The organism is Pseudonocardia abyssalis, from assembly GCF_019263705.2.
GTDB lineage: Bacteria > Actinomycetota > Actinomycetes > Mycobacteriales > Pseudonocardiaceae > Pseudonocardia > Pseudonocardia abyssalis.
The window spans coordinates 3,586,555-3,606,837 of sequence record NZ_JADQDK010000001.1 but is presented as its reverse complement, the minus strand read 5'-3'; the positions used below and the strand labels follow the sequence as shown (position 1 = coordinate 3,606,837).

The window sequence follows — 20,283 nt, the reverse complement described above, 5'->3', positions numbered from 1 at the left end:
GACATCTGATATGTGGTCGAATTATCGCTAGGTGAGAATTGAGCGGGTTGTCAGACGTGTGAGGTGCGCCTCTGATGGGGGAGTCCACCGACGCGAGGAGACCCCATGTACGAGAAGAACGGCGAGAAGTACTTCGTCGTCGATTCCCACAGCCACTTCTGGAACGCGGGCCGGGAGAACTGGGTGCCCGGTGCCGAGCACTACGCCAAGGGCTGGATCGACTGCTTCTACGGCTACCACCAGCTCGGCCCGCCGGAGACCCACTGGGACTACGAGAAGTTCCTCCGGCCGACGCCCGAGGACTTCGAGCGGGACGTCTTCGTCGAGGGTCACGTCGACCACACGGTGTTCCAGTCGACCTACCTGCGGGAGTGGTACAAGGACGGCTTCAACACCGCGGCCCAGAACGCGGCGCTGCTCGAGAAGTACGGCGACCGCTGGATCGTCAACGGCCGCTGGGACGCCCGCGACGGCGAGGCGAGCTGGAAGGAGTTCACCGAGGACCACAAGAGGTACGGCTTCAAGGGCGTCAAGCTCTACACGGCGGAGTGGAACGGCGACTCCCGCGGTTTCAAGCTGACCGACCCCGAGTGCTACCGCTTCCTCGAGCGGACCCAGGAGCTCGGGATCCGCAACATCCACGTCCACAAGGGCCCCACGATCTGGCCGCTGGACAAGGACGCGTTCGACGTCTCCGACGTCGACCACGCCGCCACCGACTTCCAGGGCCTCAACTTCATCGTCGAGCACGTCGGCCTGCCGCGCATCGAGGACTTCTGCTTCATGGCGGTGCAGGAGCCCAACGTCTACGCCGGTCTCTCGGTCGTCGTCGGCGGCCTGATGCACGCCCGGCCGAAGATGTTCGCGAAGGTGATGGGCGAGCTGCTGTTCTGGGTCGGCGAGGACAAGATGCTCTTCGGCGGCGACTACAACATCTGGACCCCGAAGTGGCAGGTCGAGGGCCTGGTCGACTGGCAGATGCCCGACGACGAGGCGTTCACCGACTACGCGAAGCTCACCACGGCCACCAGGAAGAAGATCCTGGGCCTCAACGCCGCCCGTCTCTACGACATCCCCGTCCCGGCGGAGCTGCAGCTCGCCGCGCCCGAGGGGGCCATGGCGTGACCGCCCTGCGCGCCGACGTCTGGCGCGCGCTGGACACGGTGCTCGACCCCGAGCTGGACGAGCCCGTCACCGATCTCGACTTCGTCGAGTCGTGCACCGTGTCCGGGGACGGGGTGGCCGCCGTCGTCCTGCGGCTGCCCACGTTCTTCTGCGCGCCGAACTTCTCGTTCCTCATGGTCGCCGACGCCTACGACGCGGTGTCGGCGGTCCCGGGCGTGACCCGCGCCGAGGTCACGCTGGCCGACCACCACGCGTCGGCCGAGATCAACGGCGGTGTCGCGGCGCAGGCGGGGTTCGTCGGTTCCTTCGAGGGGTCCTCCCAGGGCGAGGCCACGGCCGAGCTCGACGAGTTGCGCCGGGCGTTCTTCCGCAAGGCGGCGCTGGCGGGGCAGGACAGGGTCGCCCGGCCACTGGTCGACGCCGGGGCGGGGCCGGACGAGCTGGCCGGCACGGTCCTCGGTGACCTGCCGCCGTCGGCAGAGCTGGACCGGATGCGGCACCGCCGCTCCGTGCTGGGCCTGCCGCACGACGACGACGCCCCGTTGCTGGTGCACGCCGACGGCAGCGGCGTCACCTCCGGGCAGGTGCCGCTGCACCTGCGGCGGGCGCGGCTGCAGCGCGTAGGGATCGAGGCGAACGGCGCCTACTGCTCGAGCCTGCTGCAGAAGCGCTACCCGGTCGCGGGATCCTGACCGTGTGCCCCACACCTGGACCACCCGCACGGAGACCGACGCCGACATCGCGGGCGTCCGCGAGATCAACCTGGCGGCGTTCGGGACCGCCGAGGAGGCCGATCTCGTCGACGCCCTGCGCGCCGACCCGGGCTGGATCCCCGGGCTGTCGCTGCTCTCGATCGACACCGACGGCACACCGGTCGGCCACGCACTGCTGACCCGGTGCCACATCGGTGAGGTCCCCGCGCTGTGCCTGGCCCCGTGCGCGGTGCTGCCCGCGTACCAGCGGACCGGCGCCGGCTCGGCCGCGATCGAGGCCGGGCTGGCGGCGGCCCGGGCCGCGGGCGAGCGGTTCGTGGTGGTGCTGGGCCATCCGACGTACTACCCGCGCTTCGGCTTCGTGCGGGCCTCCGCACACGGCGTCTCGCTGTCGATCGAGGTGCCCGACGAGGCCCTGATGGTGCTGTCGCTCGACGGTGACCCGGTGCCGGGCGGGCGGGTCCGCTACGCGGCGCCGTTCGGCATCTGATCGATGAGGCCCACCCGGTAGGCGCTCACCGTCGCGGAACGCGGCGACATCGGCGAGGACGACGGGGACGGGGTGTGACACCCACGGAGGCGCCGGGGCCGACGGTCGTCGCTGCTGCCGGTCAGGCCCCGTCGTGGCTGGTCGGCCCGGCCACCTGGTACCCGCCGAACTTCTCGCGCAGTGTCTTCTTCGAGAACTTGCCGACGCTCGTCTTCGGCACCTCGTCGATGAACTCGACCGCGTCGGGCAGCCACCACTTCGCGACGCGCGGGGTGAGGAACTCGATGATCTCCTCGCCGGTGACGGTCTCCCCGGGCTTCACCACGACGCAGGCGAGCGGGCGTTCCACCCACTTCTCGCTCGGGATCGCGATCACCGCGGCCTCGGCGACCTTGGGGTGCGCCATGATCTCGTTCTCCAGCTCGACCGAGCCGATCCACTCGCCGCCGGACTTGATGAGGTCCTTGGTGCGGTCGACGAGCCGGACGAAGCCGTAGCGGTCGCCGGTGCCGACGTCACCGGTGCGCAGCCAGCCGTCCTCGGTGAACTGCGCCCCGCCGCCCTCGCCGCGGTAGTACTCCTTCGCGATCCACGCCCCGGCGGCCTGGATCTCGCCGGTGGCGACGTCGTCCCAGGGCTGGACCTCGCCGGTGTCGGGATCGACGAGCCGGATGTCGACGAACGGCGCGGGCTGGCCCTGCCGCGCGCGGATGTCGGCGCGCTCGGCCTCGGTCAGCGCGTCGTGGTGGCTGCGCGGGGTGGCCATCGTGGCGATCGGGCTGGTCTCCGTCATGCCCCAGGCCTGCGTGATCGGGATGCCGACCTTCTCGCGGTAGGACTCCGAGAGCGCCCGCGGCACGGCCGAGCCGCCGCACAGGATCTGGCGCAGCGCCGACAGGTCGCGGCCCTCCGTCAGCGGCAGCATCCCCATCCAGATGGTGGGGACCCCTCCGGTGATCGTGACGCGGTGCCGCTCCAGCATCGAGACGATCGCCTGCGGGGTCATGTTCGGGCCGGGGAACACCATCGTCGCGCCGGCGAGCAGGCAGCCGTAGGGCAGGCCCCAGGCGTTCGCGTGGAACATCGGGACCACCGGTAGCACGACGTCGCGCTCGGACAGGCCGAACGCGTCGGCGGTCAGCGTGATCAACGAGTGCAGCACCGCCGAGCGGTGGCTGTAGACCACGCCCTTCGGGTTGCCGGTGGTGCCGGAGGTGTAGCACATGGCGGCAGCGGTGTTCTCGTCCTCGACGACGAACGTGCCCGCGAACGGCTCGGCCGCGGCGAGCAGCTCCTCGTAGTCGAGCCAGCCGTCGGGGATCGGGGCGTCGGCGCCGTCGTCGATCACGACGAAGGTCCGGACCGTCCCCAGCTTGTCGGCCAGCGGCGCGAGCAGCGGGATCAGCGAGCGGTCGACGAAGACGACCTCGTCCTCGGCGTGGTCGGCGATGTAGACGAGCTGCTCGGGGAACAGTCGGATGTTGAGCGTGTGCAGCACCCGCCCGGTGCAGGGCGCGGCGAGATAGAGCTCGAGGTGGCGGGCGGTGTTCCAGCAGAACGTGGCGACGCGCCCGTCGGCCGACACACCGAGGGTGTCGAGGACGGTCGCGAGCCTGCGGACCCGCACCGCCCACTCCGCGACGGTCGTGCTCGTCTCGCCGTCGGCGAGCGCGGTGACGATGTTCTTGTGCCCGAAGTACTGCTCGGCCCGGTGGAACACGTGGGTGAGGGTGAGGGGGCGATCCTGCATGAGGCCGAGCATCGGTACTCCCGGGCGCGAGATGTGAACCAGGTCTCCGCCGAACCTACCCGGAACACCGGGGGCCGAGCACGCGCTCCCGCGGCCCGGGCCCGTTAGGCTCGACCGTCGTGACACCCGCCCGCTCCCACGTCGCCGCCGCGGTGTGCCTCGACGTGGGCTCGACGTGGACCAAGGCCGTGCTCGTGCACCCCGACGGAGGCCTCGCCGGGTTCGCCGAGCACCCCACCACCACCGGTGACGTGTTGGCCGGCATGGACGCGACGGTCCGCGCGGTCTCGGCGGTCGGCGGATCGGCCCACGAGCCGGAGCTGCTGGCCTGCTCGTCGGCGGGCGGCGGCCTGCGGCTGGCGGTCGTCGGGTCCGACCGGCTCACGGCGACCGAGGCCGGGCACCGTGTCGCGGTCTCGGCGGGCGCGCACGTCGTGCACGTGCACGCGGGGCCGCTCGAACCGGCCGACGTCCGTGCGCTGCGCAACGCCAAGCCCGGGGTCGTGCTGCTGCTGGGCGGTTCCGACGGCGACGACCCCGCCCCGCTGCTGCACAACGCGGGCCGCCTCGCCAGGGCCCGGATCCGCCCGCCGATCCTGCTCGCCGGCAACGTCGACGGCCGCGCCGAGGCCCTGGCCACCCTGCTCGCCACCGGCCGCACCGTCGTGAGCTGTGAGAACGTTCTTCCGCGGCTTGGTGAGGTGGTGCCCGGCCCGGCCCGCGCCGCGCTCGTCTCGCTCTACCAGCGCCACGCCATCGGCGGCCGCGGTCCAGCCGTCGCGCCCCGGTTCCGGCGGCTGGTGCGGGTCGTCACGGCCGACGCGGTGGGTCGCGGCGTCGCGGAGCTCGCGCGCATCCGGCGGGGTCGCGTGCTGCTCGTCGACGTCGGGTGCGCCACCACCGAGGTGCACTCCGCCGACGGTCGCGACGGCGTCGAGGGAGGTGCGCGCCGCACCGTCGAGGGGGATCTCGGGGTCCGCGCCGCGGCGGGCGGGGTGCTCCTGGAGGGGCAGGCCGAGGGCGTCGTCGACCCGGTGGAGGCCGACCTGCTCGCGCCCACCGTCGCGCGGATGGCCAGCGAGGTCGGCTTCGTGCCGAGCAACGCGGGCGGCGCCGCGGAGGACCGCCGGATCGCCGCGCTGGCCTCGGTCGTCGCCGTGCGCAGGCACCTGCGCGCCGACGCGGGCGCGGCCGAGGGCATCGGCCTCGTCGTGCTGACCGGTGGGGTGTTCCGCCAGCGCGGCCCGGGCAACGGTCTGGCCGCGGTGATCGCGACCCTGCGCTCCGACCCGGTGCTCGCCGCCGCGCTCGCCGACGTCGAGGTCGTGGTCGACTCGGACTTCACCGTGGCCCCGGCCGGTCTGCTCGCCACCCACGGCCGCACCGACGCCGCGGAGTCCCTGCTGCGCGACCACCTGCTGGGGTAGACCGCTCGGCCGTGACGTTCCGCCGGAGCGGTCCCCGGCCGTTCGGACCATGTCCCACCCGGCGGCGTCGCCGACGGCACGATCCCCACGAGCGTGACCGACATCGGCCGCGAGCGGACCGTCGACGGGAACCCGGCTGCGCCGCTGGGCAACGTCATGGGTGCTCCGCCGCCACCGGCAACCAGGTTCCGTTCGAGGCGGGTCAGTCGTGCAGGTACGGGGTGGTCGTGGCCAGCTCCGAGAACCCCAGGCCCAGCAGGATCGGGCGGCTGTCCGCCGTGGCGTCCACCTGGACGTAGCGGTACCCGCGCGCGACGGCCCGCGCGGCCCGGAACGCCACGAGCGCCCGGAAGACCCCGCGCCCGCGCCACCCGGGCAGCGTCCCGCCGCCCCACAACCCGGCGAACTCGGTGCCGGGCACGAACTCGATCCGCCCCGCCGACACCGGTCCCCCGTCGGCCACGGCCAGCACGGCCTCCACCCCGGCGCTCCGCAGGAGGGTGCGGCCCACCGCGGAGTGGTCGCCGCCGAACACCGCGTCGTGCACCGCGACGAGCGCGTCGACCCCGGCCGCGTCGACGACCGGCACCAGCTCCACCCCGGCCGGCGGCGGCGCGTCCACCGGCAGCGCGGCCGCCTCGGCCACCAGCAGCGTCTCGGGCCCGCCGGCCGTGAACCCGGCGGCGAGCAGGCGTTCCGGCAGGTCGTCGACGGGGTCGTGGGAGTGGTGCTTCCACTCCCACGCCACGCCCAGCTCCCGGAACCGCGCCACCTGCGCGGCGATGACGGCGTCGGCGCGGTCGGGGTGCAGCGCGCTCCAGCCGACCCCGTTCCACGTCCCGACGCTGCGGACCACGCCGTCGTCGCGCTCGATCCGCCCGCCCGGGGCGGCCCGGCGCCGGACCTGCTCGTCGTAGGCGGCGAGTACCGCGGCGGCGTCCACGGACACAGTGTGGCGGGGAGCACCCGCGTCGGGTTGACACCGCCCCGCGGCCTCGCCACCCTTGGACGGGCAATGGCAATGCCGATCCCCGAGAGGCGCTGCGACGGACCTCGGGTCCGCCACGCTCGGGGAGTCCGGGCCATCGTGAAGGGCGCCTCCGATCCGGAGGCTGTCCCGTGCCGCACATCCCCGCCGGGCAGTCGACCACTCCTGCCCCGAACTGCCCCATGGAAGGCGTAGCACCCGCATGACCACCGTCACCCCCACCGGCGCCAGCCGGCTGCAGAACCTCAACGGCATCGACTTCGCCGTCGCCGACCTCTCGCTGCACGAGTTCGGCCGCAAGGAGATCCGTCTGGCCGAGAACGAGATGCCGGGCCTGATGGAGCTGCGCACCGAGTACGCGGAGGCGCGCCCGCTGCACGGCGCCCGGATCGTCGGGTCGCTGCACATGACCGTGCAGACCGCGGTGCTGATCGAGACCCTCGTCAGCCTCGGTGCCGAGGTCCGTTGGGTCTCCTGCAACATCTTCTCCACCCAGGACCACGCCGCCGCGGCCACCGTCGTCGGCCGCAACGGCACGCCCGAGGCGCCCCAGGGCGTGCCCGTCTTCGCCTGGAAGGGCGAGACGCTCGAGGAGTACTGGTGGTGCACCGAGCAGCTGTTCCTGTTCCGTGACGCCGACGGCAACGTGGTCGGCCCGAACATGATCCTCGACGACGGTGGCGACGCCACCCTGCTGATCCACAAGGGCGTCGAGTACGAGAAGACCGGCGTGGTGCCCACGGTCGAGGACGACGACCTCACCGTCTCCGAGGAGTACCGGATCATCCTCGACACCCTGCGCCGCTCGCTGGCTGAGGACCCGCAGCGCTGGACCACGGTCGCCTCCGACATCCGGGGCGTCACCGAGGAGACCACCACCGGCGTGCACCGGCTCTACCAGCTGGCCGAGCGCGGGGAGCTGCTGTTCCCGGCGATCAACGTCAACGACTCGGTCACCAAGAGCAAGTTCGACAACGTCTACGGCATCCGCCACTCCCTGGTCGACGGGTTGAACCGGGCCACCGACGTCCTGATCGGCGGGAAGGTCGCGCTGGTCTGCGGCTTCGGTGACGTGGGCAAGGGCTCGGCGGCCGCGCTGGCCGGGCAGGGTGCGCGGGTGATCGTGTCCGAGGTCGACCCGATCTGCGCGTTGCAGGCGCTGTTGCAGGGTTTCCAGGTCGCGACGTTGGAGTCGACGATCGAGAAGGCCGACATCATCGTGACGACCACGGGCAACAAGGACATCATCACCACCGAGGCGATGTCCCGGATGAAGCACCAGGCGATCGTGGCCAACGTGGGTCACTTCGACAACGAGATCGACGTCGCCGGGCTGGGCCGGATCCCCGGCATCATCCGGATCAACATCAAGCCGCAGGTCGACGAGTGGGTGTTCCCGGACGGGCACTCGATCATCCTGCTGTCCGAGGGCCGCCTGATGAACCTGGGCAACGCGACGGGGCATCCGTCGTTCGTGATGAGCAACAGCTTCGCCAACCAGGTCATCGCGCAGGTGGAGCTGTTCACGAAGTTCGAGGAGTACAACAAGGACGTGTACCGGCTGCCCAAGCACCTCGACGAGAAGGTCGCGAAGATCCACGTCCTGGCGCTGGGCGGGGAGCTGACGAAGCTGTCGAAGGACCAGGCCGAGTACATCGGGGTGGACGTCGAGGGCCCGTTCAAGCCCGAGCACTACCGCTACTGATCGACCCCGCCCGGAAGAGCACCCCGTCGTAGTCTGGCGGGGTGCTCTTCCTGCGTGGTGACGGTGACGGCTGGACCCGCTGCGAGCAGGGGCACAAGCACTGGGGCATCTACGGGGCGGCGGGCCTGCTGCTGTGGCACGGGGACCGGGTCCTGCTGCAGCACCGCGCGTTGTGGAGCCACCACGGCGGCACCTGGGGCATCCTCGGCGGCGCCCGCAACCGCGACGAGACCGCCGAGCAGGCGGCCCTGCGGGAGGCGGGCGAGGAGGCGGGGCTCGACCCCGCCGACGTCGCGACGACCGGCAGCTACGTCGACGACCACGGCGGCTGGACCTACACCACGGTGATCGCCCGCGCCGCGGGGCCGGTGCACCTGACGGCCCTGACCGACGAGACGATCGAGGTGCGCTGGGTACCCGCCGACGGCCTCGGCGCGGTGCCGCTGCACCCGGGGTTCGCGGCGAGCTGGGAGACCGTGCGCGCGGTCAGCGCAGCAGGTCCGCCGGATCGAGGCCGACCGCCTGCCGGCCGGTAGCGTCCCGGGCGTGTTCGACGGATTCCAGCGGGTCGTGACGGAGATCGACGGGGTGCGGATCAACGCGGTGCACGGGGGCTCCGGGCCGCCGGTGCTGCTGTTGCACGGTTTCCCCCAGACCCACGCGATGTGGCACGCGATCGGGCCGGAGCTGGCCGGCGAGCACACCGTCGTCGCCCCGGACCTGCGCGGCTACGGCGACTCCGCCCGGCCGCCGTCGGGGGAGGACCACGCGGGGTACTCCTTCCGCGCGATGGCCGCCGACCAGGTCGGGGTGATGCGCTCGCTCGGGCACGACGAGTTCGCGGTGGTGGCGCACGACCGCGGGGCCCGGGTCGCGCACCGGATGGCGCTCGACCACCCCGCCGCCGTCACGCGGGCGGCGCTGCTCGACATCCTCCCGACGACGCACGTCTACGACCACGTCACCCGGGCTGTGGCCACGGCGTACTACCACTGGTTCTTCTTCATCCAGCCCGCCGACCTGCCCGAACGCCTGATCGCGGCCGACCCCGTCGGCTATCTGCACTCGCTGCTGGGCGGGTGGGGATCGGGCCTGGACGCGTTCGCCCCGGAGGCGCTGGCCGAGTACGAGCGCTGCTTCTCACGAGCCGACGCCCGGCACGCGATGCTGGAGGACTACCGGGCGGGCGCGTCGATCGACCTGGAGCACGACCGCGCCGACCTCGACCGCCGCGTCACCGCCCCGCTGCTCGCCCTGTGGGGCGCCCGCAGCGTGGTGGGGGCGAGCCCGATCGACCCGCTCGAGGTGTGGCGCGAGCGCGGCGACGACGTGCGCGGGGCCACGGTCGACGCGGGCCACTTCCTGGTGGAGGAGGCCCCGCAGGCGACGCTGGCGGCTCTGCGCTCCTTCCTCCGGCAGTAGGGTCCCGCCATGGGCCGGATGATCGTCGTCGAGGGGTTGGACGGGGCCGGGAAGCGCACGTTCGCCGACCGCCTGACGGCCGAGCTGACGTCCCGCGGCGCCCGCACGCACGGCCTGGCCTTCCCCCGCTACGCCGACGACGTGCACGCCGAACTGGTCCGCGACGCCCTCTACGGCCGTCTCGGCGACCTCACCGACTCGGTGCACGGCATGGCTGTGCTCTACGCGCTGGACCGCCGCGCCGCCGCCGACGGCCTCCGCGCCGCACTCGCCCGGCACGACGTCGTGCTGGTCGACCGCTACGTCGCCTCCGGTGCCGCGTACGGCGCTGCACGGCTGCACCAGGACGCCGCGGGGGAGTTCGTGGAGTGGGTGCGGGCGCTGGAGATCGACCGCTTCGGTGTCCCGGTGCCCGACCACCACCTGCTCCTGGCCGTACCGCAGGCGGTGGCCGCCGACCGGGCCGCGCACCGCGAGCGCACCGAACCGGGGCGCGAGCGCGACGTCTACGAGTCCGACGGCGGGCTGCAGCAGCGCACCGGTGCCGTCTACGCCCAGCTCGCCGCGGCCGGATGGCTCGCGCCGTGGACGGTGCTCGACGGGGCGGCGCCGATCGACGTGCCGGCGCTGGCCGATCGGTTCCTGGGGCGGGCGGAGGCGGGGAAGCGCGGGCCCGGCGCGGGCGCCGGCCCGGCAGTGGGATGCTGACCGGCATGAAGTCGCGCGTGCTCGTCGTCGACGACGACCCGGCCCTGGCCGAGATGCTCACCATCGTGCTGCGGGGCGAGGGTTTCGACACCGCCGTCGTCGCCGACGGCTCCCGCGCGCTCCCGGCCGTGCGCGAGCTGCGTCCGGACGTCGTCCTGCTCGACCTGATGCTGCCCGGCATGAACGGCATCGACGTCTGCCGGGCGATCCGGTCGGAGTCGGGGGTGCCGATCGTCATGCTGACGGCGAAGACCGACACCGTCGACATCGTCCTGGGCCTGGAGTCCGGCGCCGACGACTACGTCGTCAAGCCGTTCAAGCCCAAGGAGCTGGTGGCCCGCATCCGGGCCCGGGTGCGGCGCACCGAGAACGAGCCCGCCGAGCAGCTCTCGATCGGCGACGTCACGATCGACGTCCCGGCCCACCAGGTGCAGCGCGAGGGCGAGCAGATCGCCCTGACGCCGCTGGAGTTCGACCTGCTCGTCGCGCTCGCCCGCAAGCCGCGCCAGGTGTTCACCCGCGAGGTGCTCCTGGAGCAGGTCTGGGGCTACCGGCACGCCGCCGACACCCGGCTGGTCAACGTGCACGTCCAGCGGCTGCGGTCGAAGGTCGAACGCGACCCGGAGCACCCGGAGGTCGTGCTGACCGTCCGCGGTGTCGGCTACAAGGCCGGCCCGCCGTGATCGCCCCGACCTGCTGATGCCCGGCCGCGTGCGCCGCGGGCTGGCCCAGGCCCGCCAGCTCGGGGCCGAGGTGGCCGAGGCGTCCGGTGCGGTCTGGCGGCGGTCCCTGCAGCTGCGGGTCGTCATCAGCACGCTCGCGCTGTCCACCGCCGTCGTGCTGGTGCTGGGCCTGGTCCTGCAGACCCAGATCGCGCAGCGACTGGTGCGGGGCAAGGAGTCCGACACGCTGCTGCGGTTCGAGGCGGGCGTCTCGTTGCTGGAGCGCGACCTGTCCGGCGTCGACCCCGACCGGGAGGGCGCGGAGGGTGAGCTGAACAACGCGCTCGCGCAGCTGACCAGCGCCGACTCCGACGGCGAGGCCACCGCGGCGGGCGAGTTCCGCGCGGTGCTGACCACCGGTCGGCGCGACGGCGGCGGGGAGGTGTCCTCCGGGCCGGTCGAGGACGTGCCCGTCGAGCTGCGCCGCGACGTCGGCGACGACGGCACGCTCGCCCGCCAGTACGTCACGATCATCCAGGACGGCGCGGCGGTGCCGACGCTCGTCGTCGGGCAGCCGGTGCGCACGGCCGGGCCGCGGGTCCTCGAGTTCTACATGCTGTTCCCGCTCGACTCCGAGCAGCGCACGCTCGGGCTGGTGCAGAGCACGCTGATCGTCGGCGGGCTGCTGCTGCTCCTGCTGCTCGCGGGGATCGTCAGCATCGTGACGCGGCTCGTCGTCCGGCCGGTCCGGGAGGCCGCGGAGATCGCCGAGCGCTTCGCCGACGGCCACCTCGACGAGCGGATGCGCGTGCAGGGCGACGACGAGGTCGCGCGCCTGGGCGAGTCCTACAACGAGATGGCGCAGAGCATCCAGACCCAGATCCGACAGCTGGAGGAGTTCGGGGCGCTGCAGCGCCGGTTCACCTCCGACGTCAGCCACGAGCTGCGCACCCCGCTGACGACGGTGCGGATGGCCGCCGACGTCCTCTACGCCTCCCGTGCCGAGCTGCTCCCTGCGCTGCGCCGCAGCTCGGAGCTGCTGGTCACCGAGCTGGACCGGTTCGAGGCGCTGCTCGCCGACCTGCTGGAGATCAGCCGCCTCGACGCGGGCGTCGCCGACCTCGTCGCCGAGCGCGTCGACGTGCGGGCGGTCGTCCTGCGCGCGGTCGAGGCGGTGCGCGGCATCGCCGACGAGACCGGCACAGAGCTCGACCTCGACCTCCCCGACGGCGTGTACGCCGAGATCGACAACCGGCGCGTCGAGCGGATCGTGCGCAACCTGGTGGCCAACGCCGTCGACCACGGGGAGGGCAGGCCGGTGCGCGTCCAGCTCGCCGCCGACGAGCGGGCGGTGGCGGTGCTGGTCCGCGACCAGGGCGTCGGGCTGCGTCCGGGCGAGGCCGCGCTGGTGTTCAACCGCTTCTGGCGCGCGGAGGAGAGCCGGGCGCGGCGCAGCGGCGGCAGCGGGCTGGGCCTGTCGATCAGCGTCGAGGACGCCCGGCTGCACGGAGGCTGGCTGCAGGCGTGGGGCGAGATCGGCCGCGGTGCGGCGTTCCGGCTGACGCTGCCGCGCGTCGCGGGCGAGACGCTGACCGGCAGCCCGCTCCCGCTCGGCCCCGACGCGCACGCCCCGGTCGTGTCGACGCCGACCCCGCCGCGCGGGCGTCCCGTGGTCGAGCTGTCGCCCCAGTGGCTGCCGGGCGACGACGTGGCCGCCGACGTCGAGGCCGAGCTGGAGGAGCAGCGATGAGGCGCATGACCGTCGCGCTGGCCCTGCTGCTCGCGCTGGCCGGGGTCGCCGGCTGCGCGAGCGTGCCCGGCAGCTCACCGGTGCAGATCCTGCGCCGGGTCACCGACGGCGAGACGCCGGTCGCCCCACCGGGCCCGATCGACGGGACCGATGCGGGCGGGCTGGTCCGCGGGTTCGTCGAGGCGTCGGGCAGCAGCACCGACGACCACGCCGCGGCCCGCCAGTTCCTCGCCCCGGCCACGGCGCAGGACTGGGACGCCGGCGCGGGATTCACCGTCCTGGACTCCCAGTTCGACACCGTCCCCTCGCCGGGTGCGCAGGACCCGTCCACCGACGTCACGCGCATCCGGATCCGGGGCAGCTCGGTGGGGCGTGTGACGCCGTCGGGGGCGTTCGAGCCCGAGCAGTCGCCGGTGCAGATCGACGTCACCGTCGTGCGCAGCGACGGCCAGTGGCGCATCTCCGAGCTCCCGGCCGGCGTCGTCGTACCGCTCGACGAGTTCCGCACGAGCTACCGCGACGTCCGCACCTGGTTCGTCGACCCCACCCGGCGCGTCGTGGTGCCGGACCTGCGCTACCTCCCCGCGTTCCCCTCCCGCGCGCAGGCCGCGCGGGTGATGGAACTGCTGCTGGCCGGGCCGTCGGGCGCCCTGCTCGGCGCCGCCGGATCGCAGCTCGGCCCGGACGCGCGGCTTCGGTCCAACGTCGCGCTCGCCGAGTCCGGTGCGCTGATCGTCGACCTGACGCGCGTCGGTGACCTCGACGAGCTCGGCCGTAGGCTGCTCGCCGCCCAGGTCGTGCTGTCCCTCGCCGACGTCAACGTCGCGCGCGTCCGGTTGCTCGTCGACGGCATCCCGCTGCTGACCGACCGGCCCGAGGTCAGCCGCGAGGACGTCGCCGACCTCGCGGGCGACGTCCAGCCCGGTGCCGACGTGCCCGCGCTCGTCGCGGCGGGCGGGCGGCTGCGCGGGCTCGGGACGAACCCGGTCGAGCTGCCGGAGCCCGTCGGCAACGGGGGGTACGACGTCGAGTCCGCGGCGACGACCGTCGACGGGCAGCGGCTCGCCGCCGTCGCCCGGTCGGCCGGTCGCCGCCTGCTGCTGGTCGGGGGAGGGGTCGAGGGCGGGGTCACCGAGGTCGGGCTCGGTGCGGTCGACATGACCCGCCCGTCCTGGACGCCCACCGGCAGCGAGGTCTGGACCGTCCTGGACTCGACGACGGTGGCCCGCGTGCTCGTCGACAGCGGCGGCGCGCTGCGCACCGGGCAGGTCAACGCCGACGAGCTCGCGGCGTTCGGCCCGATCCAGGACCTGCGGCTCTCACGTGACGGGATACGCGTCGTCGCGGTCGTCGCGGGCGGGCTCTACACCGCAGCGGTGACGCGGAGCATCGACGGTGAGGCGGCCGTCCGCAACATCCGGCGGCTGCGCCCGGACGACCTCGGCGAGGTCGTGAGCGCCGACTGGCGGTCCTCCGAGCAGATCGTCGCGATCACCCGGCGCTCCGACCGGCTCGTCGCGCAGGTCTCGGTCGACGGACTGTCGGTGCAGGGACTGCTGGTCAACAACCTGACGCCGCCGCTCGGGGCGGTGGCCGCGGCCCCCAGCCGGCCGTTCCTCGTGACCGACCAGACCGGGGTGTGGAGCTTCGCGGGCGGTGACCAGGACGCCTGGCGCCAGGTCCTCGGCGGGGCCCCCGACGCCGTCCCGTTCTACCCGGGCTGACCCGGCCGGTCAGGAGGGCCGGGCAGGCCCGCGAGCAGCCGGCGCAGCAGGGCGTCGAGCAGCAGGCGGTCCTCCCGCGAGAGGGCCGCGAGCAGCCGCTCCTCGTTGGCCACGTGGTCGGTGACGGCCGCGTCGACCCGCGCCCGGCCGTCGGCGGTGAGGGTGACCAGGACGCTGCGCCGGTTGCCGCGGTCGAGCTCGCGGGTGAGCATCCCGGCCGCCTCCAGCCGGTCGAGCCGGTTGGTCATCGCTGCGGGCGAGAGCATGAGCGCGCGGGCCAGCACGGTCGGGGTGAGCGTGAACGGCTCGCCCGACCGGCGCAGCGCCGCCAGCACGTCGAACTCCCCGGTGCCGAGCCCGTGCGGGGCGAGCCCGGCCTCGACCAGAGGTCCGGCCAGCGCGGCGAGACGGCCCAGGCGCCCGATCGTGGCCATCGCGGCCAGATCGAGATCGGGGCGCTCGCGGCGCCACTGCGCGATGACCTGGTCCACGGCGTCCGGCTCGGGCATGCGAGGACTCTACCCTTGACCCGTACTTTTCGATGTCGTACTTTTCGTCCATGAACATAGATATCGGCGAACAGCTGGACGTCGACCGGCCTGCGGCCGAGGTGTGGGCGGTGGTCGCCGACTACGCCCACGACCCGCAGTGGCGGGGCGGGGTCACCGCGATGGACCCCACCCCGGCCGGGGCGGTGCGGGTGGGGCAGCGGACCGACGAGCGGATGCGCTTCGCCGGTCGGGCGTACCGCAACGCGGGCGTGGTCGAGGCCGTCGGACCGGGCCGGAGGTTCGCCTGGCGGACCACCGCCGGGGTCGACGCCGAGGGCGCCCGGTCCGTCGAGGAGACCGGGGTCGGCACCTGCACCGTGAAGCTGGAGCTGCGGGTCCGCCCGCACGGGATCGAGCGGCTGCTCGCGCCGGTCCTGCGGGTGGCGCTGCGGCGGGGCCTGCGGGGTGACCTGGCCCGGCTGGGTGCGCTGGTGGAGGCCGGGGCCGGGGCCCGCTGACGGGTCGTCCACAGGCGCCGCCGACCTGTGGACGGTCCGACGCGGTCCGGACGGTCGATCGGCACACTGCGGGGGTGGACGTCCGGGGTCTCGGTGCCGCGCTGGCCGATCTGGTGCTGCCCGGCGGCTGCGCGGGGTGCGACGCGCCCGCCGAGCTCTGGTGCCCGGCGTGCGCCGCGGCGACCGCTGCGCCGCGGCGGGTCGCGCTCACCGGACTGCCCCCGACGCTCGCCGCCGGGCCCTACGCGGGCCCGCTGCGCACCGCGCTGCTGCGCTACAAGGAGCGGGGCCGCCGCGATCTCGTCGGCTCGCTGGCCGCGGTGCTCGCCTCCGGCCTGACCGGTCCGGCGCAGCTGGTGCCCGCCCCGTCGCGCGCCCGCGCGGCCCGGGCCCGCGGCGGCGACCACGTGCTGCGGCTGTGCCGGGCAGTGGCCGATGCCGGGCCCGGGGTGCGGGTGGCTCCCGTGCTGGTGCTGGGCGGCGGGGCGGTCGACTCCGTGGGTCTCGACGCCGGGCAGCGGGCGGCGAACCTGCGAGGCCGGGTGGGCGTCCGACCGATCGGCCGGCCGGGGAACGGGGCCCCGGTGCTGCTCGTGGACGACGTCGTGACCACGGGGGCGACGCTGCGGACGTGCGTCGCGGCCCTGCGGGACGCGGGGATCCGGGTCGACGGCGTACTCGTGCTGTGCGACGCGACCGGTGCATGTGGATCATGAAGAGCGGGTGGAATCGTACCGTCCGGCAGCTGTCCGGGGAATGTCACCGAGCGCAACCACACGCTTCGGCGTCACTCACCGCACGGACCTGTTGCACATCTGTGATCCCGGCTACCGTCCCTTCCCATCCGACCCACCCCCTGGCCACAGGGCCGGCAGAGGAGGAAGAGCCCGGCGCCGGGGCAGGACAGCCCCGGCACGAACTGCACCGCCAACCCGACGCTGAGAGCGAGGGAAGTCTGCGTGGAGATCGTTGTCACCGGCCGTAACGTCGAGGTGCCCGAGCATTTCCGGGTGCACGTCGCCGAGAAGGTCGCTCGCCTGGAACGCTACGACCACAAGATCGTCGGGTTGGAGGTGGAGCTCTTCCACGAACCCAACCGACGACAGCTCAAGACCTGTCAGCGCGTGGAGCTGACCGGCCGGGGCTGCGGCCCCGTCGCCAGGGCCGAGGCCTGTGCGCAGGACTTCTACGCCGCCCTCGACGCCTGCGTGGCCAAACTGGAGGCGCGCCTGCGTCGGTCCCACGACCGCCGCCGCGTCACCGGGCGGCGCACCCGGGTCCTCGTCGGCCGCGGTCCGGCGAACGGCCGGGGCACCGCCCTCCTCGACGAGGCCCCGCCGGTCGACGCGCTCGACGTCGAGGCCGCGGTCGACATCCCGTTCCCGCGCGACGCCGCCGACGACGTGACCCACGAGCACCTCCCGCCCGAGGCCACGGACGACGACCCGGTCCCCGGCCGCGTGGTGCGGCGCAAGGTGCACACGGCTGACCCGATGTCGATCGACGACGCGCTGTCCCGCATGGAGCTCGTCGGACACGACTTCTACCTCTTCGCCGACGCCGAGACCGGTGAGCCGAGCGTCGTCTACCGGCGCAAGGGCTACGACTACGGCGTCATCCGGCTCGGCAGATAGCCCGTCCACCGCCCCCTCGGCGTTGTGCAGGAAGGTCCGGGTGCTTCGCTACCCTGGACGGGCAGCGCGACGCCTCTGGCCGCCGTGCTGCGACCTGACCGCGACGTGAATGAGGTCGAGCTGTGCCGCTTTTGGACCGCCTGCTGCGCGCCGGAGAGACGAAGCTGGTCAAGCGGCTGGGCCGGATCGCCGCGCACATCGACACGCTCGAGCCCGATGTCGAGGGGCTCACCGATGCCGAGCTGCGCGCGAAGACCGACGAGTTCCGCGGGCGCTTCGCCGACGGCGAGACCCTCGACGAGCTGCTGCCCGAGGCGTTCGCCGTCGTTCGCGAGGCCGCGCGCCGCACGATCGGCCAGCGTCCCTTCACCGTCCAGCTGATGGGCGGGGCCGCGCTGCACCTGGGCAACATCGCGGAGATGAAGACCGGTGAGGGCAAGACGCTGACCTCGACGCTGCCGGCGTACCTCAACGCCATCTCCGGCGAGGGCGTGCACCTGGTCACCGTCAACGACTACCTGGCCAAGCGCGACTCCGAGAGCATGGGCCGCATCCACCGCTTCCTCGGCCTGTCGGTCGGCGTGATCCTCTCGGAGATGCCGCCGCTGATCCGCCGCGGCCAGTACAAGGCCGACATCACCTACGGCACGAACAACGAGTTCGGTTTCGACTACCTGCGCGACAACATGGCCTGGAACAAGGCCGACATGGTGCAGCGCGGCCACAACTTCGCCGTCGTCGACGAGGCCGACTCGATCCTCATCGACGAGGCCCGCACGCCGCTGATCATCTCCGGACCGGCCGAGCAGAGCGCCCGCTGGTACCAGGAGTTCGCGCGCATGGCGCCGATGCTGAAGAAGGACGTCCACTACGAGGTCGACGAGCGCAAGCGCACCGTCGGCGTCACCGAGGAGGGCGTCACCCTCGTCGAGGACCAGCTGGGCATCGACAACCTCTACGAGGCCGCCAACACCCCGCTCGTCGGCTACCTGAACAACGCGATCAAGGTCAAGGAGCTGTTCCGCAAGGACAAGGACTACATCGTCCGCGACGGACAGGTCCTGATCGTCGACGAGTTCACCGGCCGCGTGCTGGCCGGGCGCCGCTACAACGAGGGCATGCACCAGGCGATCGAGGCGAAGGAGGGCGTGGAGGTCAAGGCGGAGAACCAGACGCTGGCCACCATCACCCTGCAGAACTACTTCCGCCTCTACGAGCGTCTCTCCGGGATGACCGGCACCGCGCAGACCGAGGCCGCCGAGCTGGGCCAGATCTACAAGCTGGGCGTCGTCTCGATCCCCACCAACCGGGAGATGGTCCGCAAGGACCAGCCCGACCTGATCTACAAGACCGAGGAGGCGAAGTTCGAGGCCGTCGCCGACGACATCGCCGAGAAGCACAAGGTCGGTCAGCCGGTGCTGGTGGGCACCACGAGCGTCGAGAAGTCCGAGTACCTGTCCAAGCTGCTGGTCTCGCGCCAGATCCCGCACGAGGTGCTCAACGCCAAGCACCACGAGCGCGAGGCCGCGATCGTCGCGCAGGCCGGGCACGCGGGGGCGGTCACGGTCGCCACCAACATGGCGGGCCGCGGCACCGACATCGTGCTGGGGGGCAACCCCGAGTTCCTCGCCGACCTCGAGCTGCGCCGCCGCGGGCTCGACCCCGTCGAGACGCGCGAGGAGTACGAGGCGGCCTGGGACGACGCGGTCGACTCGATGAAGTCGCAGGTGGCGGCCGAGGCGGAGGAGGTCAAGTCCGCGGGCGGGCTCTACGTGCTGGGCACCGAGCGGCACGAGTCGCGGCGCATCGACAACCAGCTCCGCGGCCGGTCGGGCCGCCAGGGTGATCAGGGCGAGTCGCGGTTCTACCTCTCGCTCGGCGACGAGCTCATGCGCCGGTTCAACGGACACATGGTCGAGTCGATCATGAACCGGTTCAACCTGCCCGACGACGTGCCGATCGAGGCGGGCATGGTCACCAAGGCCATCCGCAGCGCGCAGACGCAGGTCGAGCAGCAGAACTTCGAGATCCGCAAGAACGTCCTCAAGTACGACGAGGTGCTCAACCAGCAGCGCACCGTCATCTACTCCGAGCGGCGGCGCGTGCTCGCGGGCGAGAACATCCAGGAGCAGATCGAGCACATGCTCACCGACGTGGTCACGGCCTACGTCGACGGCGAGACCGGTCAGGGCTACTCCGAGGACTGGGACCTCGACAAGCTGTGGACGGCGCTGCGCACCGTCTACCCGGTGGGCATTCGCTGGCAGGACCTCGCCGACTCCGACGACGGCGACCTCGACGACCCGGGCGACCTCACGAAGGACGTGCTCACCGCAGCGCTGCTGCAGGACGCCCGGGCCGCGTACGCGCGCCGCGAGGCCGACATCGACGCGATGATCGGTGCGCAGGGCGGCATGCGGGAGCTGGAGCGCCAGGTCCTCATGCAGGTCATCGACCGCAAGTGGCGCGAGCACCTCTACGAGATGGACTACCTCAAGGAGGGCATCGGGCTGCGCGCGATGGCCCAGCGCGACCCGGTCATCGAGTACCAGCGCGAGGGCTTCGACATGTTCGCCGCGATGCTCGAGGGCATCAAGGAGGAGACGGTCGGGCACCTTTTCAACGTGAAGGTGCAGGCAGCCGCCCCGGCACAGCCCGCGGCCGACGCGGCCACCGCCGTGCAGCCCGCCGCAGCCCAGCCCGCCGCAGCCCAGCCCGCCGCAGCCCAGCCGGCCGCAGGCCAGCCGGCTGCGGCCCGGCCCGCCGCCGCCCCGCCCGTGCCCGTCGCGGTCGACCCGGTCCCGGCAGCCGAGCCGTCGACGCCCGCGAACGGCGTTTCCGCCGTCGGGGGTGCACCGGTGCGCCCGACGGGCCGCCGTCGCCGCGCGGAGCCCGAGGCCCCCGCCGCGGACGACGCGGCCGTCACGAACGTGCTGCCCAGCGCGTACCAGGGCACCCGGCCCTCGGAGCTGCGCTACACCGGCCCCACCGAGGACGGTGGCACCGTCACGCGCGGCGGCGGCAACGGGCGAGCGGCCCGGGGCGCGGCGCGCAGCGACAGCGAGCCGTCGCGCAACCGGCCGTGCCCGTGCGGCTCCGGTCGCAAGTACAAGCAGTGCCACGGGTCCTCCACCGCCGCCCGTCCGTAGGTTCTCCGGAACCGCCCCGCCGCCAGG

Annotated in this window: 18 protein-coding genes; 15 read left to right on the top strand and 3 right to left on the bottom strand. The window is 73.1% G+C overall.

Translation table 11 applies throughout. From position 1 onward, the window contains the following. Nucleotides 1-105 precede the first annotated feature (105 nt). Genes I4I81_RS17460 through I4I81_RS17450 form a run of 3 tightly spaced genes read left to right on the top strand, consistent with a single transcriptional unit; the run spans nt 106 to nt 2,328 of the window. Nucleotides 106-1,125, top strand: coding sequence for an amidohydrolase family protein (locus I4I81_RS17460; protein WP_218603991.1), 1,020 nt, complete (start codon nt 106-108; stop codon nt 1,123-1,125). Then, complete coding sequence (locus I4I81_RS17455) at nt 1,122-1,817, top strand: metal-sulfur cluster assembly factor (RefSeq protein ID WP_218603992.1); 696 nt, start codon at nt 1,122-1,124, stop codon at nt 1,815-1,817. Before I4I81_RS17460 ends, I4I81_RS17455 begins: the two co-directional genes overlap by 4 nt. Nucleotides 1,818-1,821: 4 nt before the next feature. Further along, a complete protein-coding gene (locus tag I4I81_RS17450; protein ID WP_218603993.1) occupies nt 1,822-2,328 on the top strand; it encodes a GNAT family N-acetyltransferase in 507 nt (168 codons plus the stop codon). 121 nt (nt 2,329-2,449) lie between these two features. On the opposite strand, the gene I4I81_RS17445 is transcribed toward I4I81_RS17450, so the two are convergent. Continuing rightward, nucleotides 2,450-4,090: a long-chain fatty acid--CoA ligase gene (locus I4I81_RS17445; RefSeq protein WP_218603994.1), complete on the bottom strand. Its 1,641-nt coding sequence runs from the start codon at nt 4,088-4,090 to the stop codon at nt 2,450-2,452. 107 nt (nt 4,091-4,197) lie between these two features. Here I4I81_RS17445 and I4I81_RS17440 point away from each other — a divergent pair, with 107 nt between their 5' ends. Next, nucleotides 4,198-5,505, top strand: a complete 1,308-nt coding sequence (locus I4I81_RS17440; protein WP_218616187.1) for a glutamate mutase L — start codon at nt 4,198-4,200, stop codon at nt 5,503-5,505. 202 nt (nt 5,506-5,707) lie between these two features. Here the strand turns inward: I4I81_RS17440 and I4I81_RS17435 are convergent, their stop codons facing one another. Then, a complete protein-coding gene (locus I4I81_RS17435) occupies nt 5,708-6,448 on the bottom strand; it encodes a GNAT family N-acetyltransferase (protein WP_218616186.1) in 741 nt (246 codons plus the stop codon). Between the two features lie 247 nt (nt 6,449-6,695). Between I4I81_RS17435 and ahcY the strand changes: the two genes are divergently transcribed. The 7 genes from ahcY to I4I81_RS17400 are packed head-to-tail and all read left to right on the top strand — an operon-like array spanning nt 6,696 to nt 14,464. Beyond that, nucleotides 6,696-8,198, top strand: a complete 1,503-nt coding sequence (ahcY, locus tag I4I81_RS17430) for an adenosylhomocysteinase (RefSeq protein WP_218616185.1) — start codon at nt 6,696-6,698, stop codon at nt 8,196-8,198. 41 nt (nt 8,199-8,239) lie between these two features. Continuing rightward, the gene (locus I4I81_RS17425) at nt 8,240-8,734 is read left to right on the top strand and encodes an NUDIX hydrolase (RefSeq protein WP_218616184.1); all 495 of its coding nucleotides are present in this window, start codon (nt 8,240-8,242) and stop codon (nt 8,732-8,734) included. Between the two features lie 10 nt (nt 8,735-8,744). Next, nucleotides 8,745-9,620 (top strand): alpha/beta fold hydrolase, encoded by an 876-nt coding sequence (locus tag I4I81_RS17420; protein ID WP_226363426.1) that lies wholly within the window; start codon nt 8,745-8,747, stop codon nt 9,618-9,620. A gap of 9 nt (nt 9,621-9,629) precedes the next feature. Next, a complete protein-coding gene (locus I4I81_RS17415; RefSeq protein WP_218605738.1) occupies nt 9,630-10,328 on the top strand; it encodes a dTMP kinase in 699 nt (232 codons plus the stop codon). A gap of 5 nt (nt 10,329-10,333) precedes the next feature. Continuing rightward, nucleotides 10,334-11,011, top strand: coding sequence for an MtrAB system response regulator MtrA (gene mtrA / locus I4I81_RS17410; RefSeq protein ID WP_218605739.1), 678 nt, complete (start codon nt 10,334-10,336; stop codon nt 11,009-11,011). Nucleotides 11,012-11,027: 16 nt separating this feature from the next. Then, complete coding sequence (gene mtrB, locus I4I81_RS17405; protein WP_218605740.1) at nt 11,028-12,740, top strand: MtrAB system histidine kinase MtrB; 1,713 nt, start codon at nt 11,028-11,030, stop codon at nt 12,738-12,740. Further along, nucleotides 12,737-14,464 carry an LpqB family beta-propeller domain-containing protein gene (locus I4I81_RS17400; protein WP_218616183.1) on the top strand — a complete coding sequence of 576 codons (1,728 nt, stop codon included), beginning with the start codon at nt 12,737-12,739 and terminating at the stop codon, nt 14,462-14,464. Before mtrB ends, I4I81_RS17400 begins: the two co-directional genes overlap by 4 nt. Here the strand turns inward: I4I81_RS17400 and I4I81_RS17395 are convergent. Then, complete coding sequence (locus I4I81_RS17395; RefSeq protein ID WP_218616182.1) at nt 14,452-14,973, bottom strand: MarR family winged helix-turn-helix transcriptional regulator; 522 nt, start codon at nt 14,971-14,973, stop codon at nt 14,452-14,454. The two genes, I4I81_RS17400 and I4I81_RS17395, sit on opposite strands and share 13 nt — an antisense overlap. Nucleotides 14,974-15,023: 50 nt before the next feature. On the opposite strand from I4I81_RS17395, the gene I4I81_RS17390 reads away from it, so the two are divergent. From I4I81_RS17390 to secA, 4 genes are all read left to right on the top strand, one after another. After that, nucleotides 15,024-15,473 (top strand): SRPBCC family protein, encoded by a 450-nt coding sequence (locus I4I81_RS17390; RefSeq protein ID WP_218616181.1) that lies wholly within the window; start codon nt 15,024-15,026, stop codon nt 15,471-15,473. A 74-nt stretch (nt 15,474-15,547) separates the two neighbouring features. Next, the gene (locus I4I81_RS17385; RefSeq protein ID WP_226363425.1) at nt 15,548-16,189 is read left to right on the top strand and encodes a ComF family protein; all 642 of its coding nucleotides are present in this window, start codon (nt 15,548-15,550) and stop codon (nt 16,187-16,189) included. Nucleotides 16,190-16,432: 243 nt separating this feature from the next. After that, nucleotides 16,433-17,107 (top strand): ribosome hibernation-promoting factor, HPF/YfiA family, encoded by a 675-nt coding sequence (gene hpf / locus I4I81_RS17380; RefSeq protein WP_218605722.1) that lies wholly within the window; start codon nt 16,433-16,435, stop codon nt 17,105-17,107. Between the two features lie 122 nt (nt 17,108-17,229). Beyond that, nucleotides 17,230-20,256, top strand: a complete 3,027-nt coding sequence (secA, locus tag I4I81_RS17375) for a preprotein translocase subunit SecA (protein WP_218616180.1) — start codon at nt 17,230-17,232, stop codon at nt 20,254-20,256. Nucleotides 20,257-20,283 lie beyond the last annotated feature (27 nt).

What these genes read in the sequence shown, in the direction of transcription:
- I4I81_RS17460 (WP_218603991.1), top strand. Translation starts at nt 106, where the DNA reads ATGTACGAGAAGAACGGCGAGAAGTACTTCGTCGTCGATTCCCACAGC.
- I4I81_RS17445 (WP_218603994.1), bottom strand. Translation starts at nt 4,090, where the DNA reads ATGCTCGGCCTCATGCAGGATCGCCCCCTCACCCTCACCCACGTGTTC.
- ahcY (WP_218616185.1), top strand. Translation starts at nt 6,696, where the DNA reads ATGACCACCGTCACCCCCACCGGCGCCAGCCGGCTGCAGAACCTCAAC.
- I4I81_RS17415 (WP_218605738.1), top strand. Translation starts at nt 9,630, where the DNA reads ATGGGCCGGATGATCGTCGTCGAGGGGTTGGACGGGGCCGGGAAGCGC.
- mtrA (WP_218605739.1), top strand. Translation starts at nt 10,334, where the DNA reads ATGAAGTCGCGCGTGCTCGTCGTCGACGACGACCCGGCCCTGGCCGAG.
- mtrB (WP_218605740.1), top strand. Translation starts at nt 11,028, where the DNA reads ATGCCCGGCCGCGTGCGCCGCGGGCTGGCCCAGGCCCGCCAGCTCGGG.
- I4I81_RS17400 (WP_218616183.1), top strand. Translation starts at nt 12,737, where the DNA reads ATGAGGCGCATGACCGTCGCGCTGGCCCTGCTGCTCGCGCTGGCCGGG.
- I4I81_RS17395 (WP_218616182.1), bottom strand. Translation starts at nt 14,973, where the DNA reads ATGCCCGAGCCGGACGCCGTGGACCAGGTCATCGCGCAGTGGCGCCGC.
- I4I81_RS17390 (WP_218616181.1), top strand. Translation starts at nt 15,024, where the DNA reads ATGAACATAGATATCGGCGAACAGCTGGACGTCGACCGGCCTGCGGCC.